3 protein-coding genes are annotated in these 2,511 nt (G+C 34.3%); 1 reads left to right on the forward strand and 2 read right to left on the reverse strand.

Annotation, left to right across the window (positions count from 1 at the left end; genetic code table 11):
- Positions 1-682, reverse strand: a 682-nt coding sequence (locus RR554_RS10830) for a hypothetical protein (protein WP_332468010.1), incomplete at its 3' end; no start/stop codon positions are given.
- Complete coding sequence (locus tag RR554_RS10835) at positions 672-1,157, reverse strand: RNA polymerase sigma factor (protein WP_332464273.1); 486 nt, start codon at positions 1,155-1,157, stop codon at positions 672-674. The genes RR554_RS10835 and RR554_RS10830, both read right to left, overlap by 11 nt.
- 257 nt (positions 1,158-1,414) lie before the next feature.
- Here RR554_RS10835 and tuf point away from each other — a divergent pair.
- On the forward strand, positions 1,415-2,511 hold a 1,097-nt coding region (gene tuf, locus RR554_RS10840; RefSeq protein ID WP_332468011.1), incomplete at its 3' end, for an elongation factor Tu.

The following is a 2,511-nucleotide window of genomic DNA, read 5'->3' on the forward strand; positions in this document are numbered from 1 at the left end:
TGTTGAAAGAAAAAGTTGCATCAATTTCACTGCTTTTAGGTAATTCATTTAGTTTACTTAGAGTTTGATTTTTTGCTTGAGTTGTAATGGTTTTATTTTCTTTGTCATTTGATTTCCAAATTGATGGAATACTATAATTAATCATATTTTCAGCTAAAGCTTCGACCTGATTTCGTTTGATAGAATAAGTTAGTGATGGAAAGTCAGGTGTGACAGTATTCATCGTCATGTTAAAAGTTTTAGTAATATCATAACTCCCAATACCTGTTTGTTTAACAGCTACTTGATTCAATCGATACATCGGATTAGTTAATTCGGTATAGACTCCACTAACTAAATCGTAAGTAGCTATTGGAGCGTCAGCCTCTTTTTTTGTTGGGTTAAAGTAAAGTTGATTAAGCATTGGGCTAAGTAAAAAATGAAAAGCTAAAATAATACCAATAATGACTGAAAAGGTGAGTAACACCAGACGATAAATTTTTCGATTGACCTGTTTTCTTAATTTTTTAGTGTCAATAACAGAGGAATCTTCAGGTGAAAAGTGAAAAGAATCATCATCCTTTAGTAAATACTCCTGAAGTAAATTAAATTCTTCTATTTTTTCTTCGATTTGTTGCTTTTCTTCTTTGGTAGCTGTGTTCGTTTTGTATTTTTCCAAAAGTTCTTTTAAATTAGTTTTCATTTTTTAGAACCTCCTTTAATTGTTTGCGGCTACGATGTAAACCAACTCTGACTTGATTCGGAGTTAGTGACAAGAATTCGCCAATTTCAATAGTTGACCAGTCTAGAAAATAAAAGAATAGAATCAATTCTTTGTTGGGCGATTTTAAAGAATCTAAGGCATTATAGAGAGCTTGATTTTTCTCAGAAAGTAATAAGGAATCATCCGTTTTTTTATGTTCTTTGGGTTGGAAAAAGTCCAATGATGTTATTTGCCATCGTTTCTTTTTACGTTTCTGGTCAATAAACCGATTTTTAACAACTAGAAATAACCAAAATTTAATATTTTTTGGTTGATTATCTTGAATGGCCAGTTGAAAGAAGGCATCACTTACTAATTCTTCGGCATCATGTTGATTTTTGGTAAAAGAAAAAGCGTAGAGAAATAGCTCTTTTGAATAAGTTGTATACAAAAGCTCTAATTCCGATTGCTCCATATGAAACGCCCTCCTTTCACTATATAAACGAATGACTTTACAAATCATTACAAGTTTCTTTAAATTAATTATCATACAAAGATAAGGAATCGTCTATATAATATGTACTCTTACTTATCGTAAGCATATTAATTGCATGTTTCAATAATAAGACTATAATACAATTATAAAGGTCAAAGATGGTCAATTAATTGATCAACGTTCAAAGCCTTTATCACTTCAAAAGAAGTGCCAACAAATTATAGGAGGTTTGCACAATGGCAAAACAACATTTTGAACGAACAAAAGAACATGTAAATATCGGAACAATTGGACACGTCGATCACGGGAAAACAACGTTAACAGCGGCTATTACTAGTGTGTTAGCAAAAAAAGGCCTTGCAAATCCTCAAGATTATGCAAGCATTGATGGCGCCCCTGAAGAAAGAGAGCGTGGTATCACAATTAATGCCTCTCATGTTGAGTATGAAACTGAAAAAAGACACTACGCTCATATTGATGCACCGGGACATGCGGATTATGTAAAAAATATGATTACTGGTGCTGCACAAATGGATGGTGCAATTTTAGTTGTATCAGCAACAGATGGCCCAATGCCTCAAACAAGAGAACACATTTTGTTATCAAGACAGGTTGGAGTAAAATACCTTATTGTCTTTTTAAATAAAACTGATTTAGTTGATGATGATGAGTTAATTGATTTAGTTGAAATGGAAGTTAGAGAATTATTATCTGAATATGGTTTTCCAGGAGATACAACACCAATTATTAAAGGTTCTGCGTTGAAAGCAATCGAAGGTGATGAAAAAGCAGAGGCGGCAATTATGGAATTGATGGATACTGTTGACAGTTATGTCCCAACACCATCTCGTGAAACAGACAAACCATTATTGTTATCAGTAGAAGATGTCTTTTCTATCTCAGGACGAGGAACAGTTGTTTCAGGCCGAATTGAAAGAGGTGTCGTCAATGTGGGAGATGAAGTTGACATTGTCGGTATTAGAAAAGAAGTAAAAAAAGCAGTCGTGACAGGAATTGAAATGTTCCGCAAAACACTTGAGCGAGGTGAAGCAGGAGACAATGTTGGTCTTTTACTTCGCGGAGTGACAAGAGATGAAGTTGAACGCGGACAAGTAATAGCAAAACCTGGTTCTATTACACCTCACACAACATTCAAGGCTGAAATCTATGTGTTGAGTAAAGAAGAAGGCGGGCGCCATACGCCGTTCTTTAATAACTACCGCCCTCAATTTTACTTAAGAACAACTGACGTAACGGGGAATATTACTTTACCAGGTGATACTGAAATGGTGATGCCAGGAGATAATGTGGCAATTAATGTGGAATTAATTCA

This window comes from Vagococcus sp. (assembly GCF_036639995.1).
Classification (GTDB): domain Bacteria; phylum Bacillota; class Bacilli; order Lactobacillales; family Vagococcaceae; genus Vagococcus.

Bases quoted from the DNA above. Each gene is read 5' to 3' on its own strand.
- RR554_RS10835 (WP_332464273.1), bottom strand. From the start codon at position 1,157: ATGGAGCAATCGGAATTAGAGCTTTTGTATACAACTTATTCAAAAGAG.